Below are 3,136 nucleotides of genomic sequence, written 5' to 3'. Positions count from 1 at the left end.
TTTAGTAGATGTTTGAAATTCAATAGATAGTTTCTGTACAATTAGCTAAAAACAGCCGCTAAGAGCCTTTTTAGACTAGACTCATTTTTTAGCAGGCTAACCCCGACTAAGGTGAACTTAAATTTTTGAAAAAATTTAAGTTCACCTTAGTCGCTGTCGGAGATAGGAATAATTCTTGAATTATTCGGGCTAAAATTTTTCGAAATTTTTTTTTGAATTCAGATATTTTTTTACTTTTGCAAAAAGCAAACAGGCGAAAATATGATCCAACAACTTAAATACTGGTGGTGGCCCGGAAGATTCACGGAACAAGCGTGAGGAAAACGAGCTGTGTAAAATATTTCAGGCTCACCGTACTCACGGTGAGCCTTTTTTGTGTATAAATTCAATATTAAAAACTAACGGCAAAATGACTTCAATAAATACAAATAACTGGTGGTGGCCTAAGTTCTGCACGAATAATCCGTGAGAAAGAAGGCCCATGGTACGCAAACATCAAAAGCCCATCGCTCTCGCGGTGGGCTTTTTTTCGTCATTAAATCAAGCAAATCATTGTATTATGCATAAAAATCCTTTTCAATATGAAAACAATTAAAACCACTACGCGCACATTGCTTGCTGACATGATCACCCCGGTGGGAATTTATTTAAAACTCCGGGACGAATATCCCAATTCCATTTTATTGGAGAGTTCCGACTTCCATCATCTGGAGAATTGTTATTCCTATATCTGCCTGGAGCCAAGGGCAGATTTTATTGTAGAAGATCAAACGATCAAAGAGCGTATTGGGAACCAATCCCCGGACACGAAACCCATCCGGAAACCGGAAGAAGTTCTTGAATCGCTGGAGCATTTTATTCAATCGTTTGAATTTTCAGAAAAGAACAATCACCTGAATGGTTTCTTTGGTTATATGGGCTTTGAAGCCGTGCAATATTTTGACAAACTTTCCTTTGATCGGGAAAAATCTCCTCCCGTTATTCCATTGATGCGTTATCACTTGTATAAATACATTATTGCCATAAATCATTTCAAGGATCAGCTAACCATAGTCGAAAACCTGTTTCCCGGGGAAGAAAGTGCAATCGACCAATTGGCTTTTCTTATCAAAACCAAACCCATCCCCAGTTATCCGTTTAAAACGGATTCGGACGAAACGGCAAACGTTTCCGGAGAGGACTATAAAGAAATGGTATCCAATGCAAAGAACCATTGTCAACGGGGAGATGTCTTCCAGATGGTGCTCTCCAGACGCTTTTACCGGGGTTTTAAAGGAGATGAATTCAATGTTTACCGGGCGTTACGTTCCATAAATCCTTCACCTTACCTCTTCTATTTTGACTACGGTAATTATAAGATCTTCGGCTCTTCTCCCGAAATGCAGCTAAAAACCGACGGAAAAAAGGCACTTATCAACCCCATTGCAGGTACTTTCAGAAGAACAGGCGATGACGAGAGGGATGAAAAGCTGGCTGAAGAGCTTTTGAAAGATGAGAAAGAAAATGCCGAACATGTCATGCTGGTTGATCTTGCCCGCAATGATCTGAGCAAAAGTACCAGCAACGTCAAAGTTTCCGGCATGAAGGAGATTCAGTTTTACTCCCATGTCATTCATATTGTATCCAATGTCGAAGGGGATATGAATGAACAGGCATCTGCCCTGAATGTTCTTGGCGATACTTTTCCGGCCGGAACGCTAAGCGGAGCACCAAAAAACAAAGCCATACGGTTAATTGATCGTTATGAACCCACTTCCCGGGATTATTATGGAGGGTGTATAGGATATATAGGCATTAACGGAGAAACAAACCATGCCATAACCATACGCTCCTTTCTCAGCAAAAAGAATGTTCTGCATTACCAGGCAGGCGCCGGTATCATCAACGAATCGGATGAAGAAAAGGAGCTTGCAGAGGTGAACAACAAACTGGAAGCCCTGCGCAGAGCCATCCATACAGCTAGTAATAACATGTAAAAATCAATAATTATGAAAATATTGGTATTAGACAACTACGACTCATTCACCTATAACCTGGTCCATATTCTTAAAGATGTTACAGACGCCCAGGTTGATGTTGTGCGCAACGACGAGATCACGCCCGAAGAAGTTCAGCCCTATGACCGGATATTGCTTTCTCCCGGTCCGGGTATACCTAAAGAGGCAGGAATTATGGAAAAACTCATCGAAATGTATGGGTCCACAAAAAGCATTCTGGGCATCTGCCTGGGTCTGCAGGGTATTGCCGAGGTATACGGAGCCCGGATCTATAATCTCAGCAAAGTATATCATGGCATTGAATCCAACATCAAAATCATTCATGAGGGTGAAAGCCTTTTTAATCGGCTGCCGGCTGAAATCAGGGGAGGCAGGTATCATTCCTGGGCTGTAGATCCCGACAGTCTGCCGGAAGAGCTGGAAATAACCGCTACCGACAACTCGGGAATTATCATGGGCCTTTGTCACAAAAATTATGATGTGAAAGGCCTCCAGTTTCATCCCGAATCGGTAATGACTCCGCATGGAAAAAATATCCTGTTAAACTGGCTGAATCAGGATAATGAAAGCTTGTCATCACCACGGGCTGACCATGAATCACACAACATTCACAATAAGGAACAAAACCATTTATTTCGTTAAACCCAAAACAAACAGATTATGAAGAACGTACTGGAAAATTTATACAAACAAAGGTATCTTACTGAAGAAGAGGCCAGCGATATTCTGATCAAATTCGCCCGCGGAAATTACAATCCTTCTCAAATGGCTTCTTTCCTTACTGTTTTTCGTATGCGGAATATCACCGTTGAAGAGTTAAAAGGATTCCGCAATGCCATGCTGGAGCTGTGCATATCCATTGACTTTGATGAGTTCAATACCATCGATCTTTGTGGTACCGGAGGAGATGCGAAAAACACATTCAACATTTCCACACTGGCTTCTTTCGTATCTGCCGGTGCAGGGGCCCAGGTGATCAAGCACGGCAATTACAGTGTGTCCTCATCCTGTGGCTCGTCTAATGTATTGGAATACTTCGGTTACAAGTTCTCAAACGATCAAACCAAGCTGAGAGAGGAGCTGGATCGGACGGGATTTTGCTTCATGCATGCACCCCTGTTTCATCCGGCAATGAAGAA

3 protein-coding genes are annotated in these 3,136 nt (G+C 42.1%); all 3 read left to right on the top strand.

Features of this window, described 5'->3' with window-relative positions:
• Positions 1-581 precede the first annotated feature (581 nt).
• Positions 582-1,976: an anthranilate synthase component I family protein gene (locus tag KGY70_19785; protein MBS3777446.1), complete on the top strand. Its 1,395-nt coding sequence runs from the start codon at positions 582-584 to the stop codon at positions 1,974-1,976.
• 12 nt (positions 1,977-1,988) lie between these two features.
• Positions 1,989-2,639 carry an aminodeoxychorismate/anthranilate synthase component II gene (locus tag KGY70_19780; GenBank protein ID MBS3777445.1) on the top strand — a complete coding sequence of 217 codons (651 nt, stop codon included), beginning with the start codon at positions 1,989-1,991 and terminating at the stop codon, positions 2,637-2,639.
• Between the two features lie 18 nt (positions 2,640-2,657).
• On the top strand, positions 2,658-3,136 hold a 479-nt coding region (locus KGY70_19775; GenBank protein ID MBS3777444.1), incomplete at its 3' end, for an anthranilate phosphoribosyltransferase.

The sequence above is a fragment of the Bacteroidales bacterium genome (assembly GCA_018334875.1).
Classification (GTDB): domain Bacteria; phylum Bacteroidota; class Bacteroidia; order Bacteroidales; family UBA12077; genus JAGXLC01.
The sequence above is the reverse complement of the archived record's forward strand: the minus strand, read 5'-3'. Positions and strand labels throughout refer to the sequence as shown.

Coding starts and splice junctions, on each gene's coding strand:
- KGY70_19785 (MBS3777446.1), top strand. CDS start 582: ATGAAAACAATTAAAACCACTACGCGCACATTGCTTGCTGACATGATC.
- KGY70_19780 (MBS3777445.1), top strand. CDS start 1,989: ATGAAAATATTGGTATTAGACAACTACGACTCATTCACCTATAACCTG.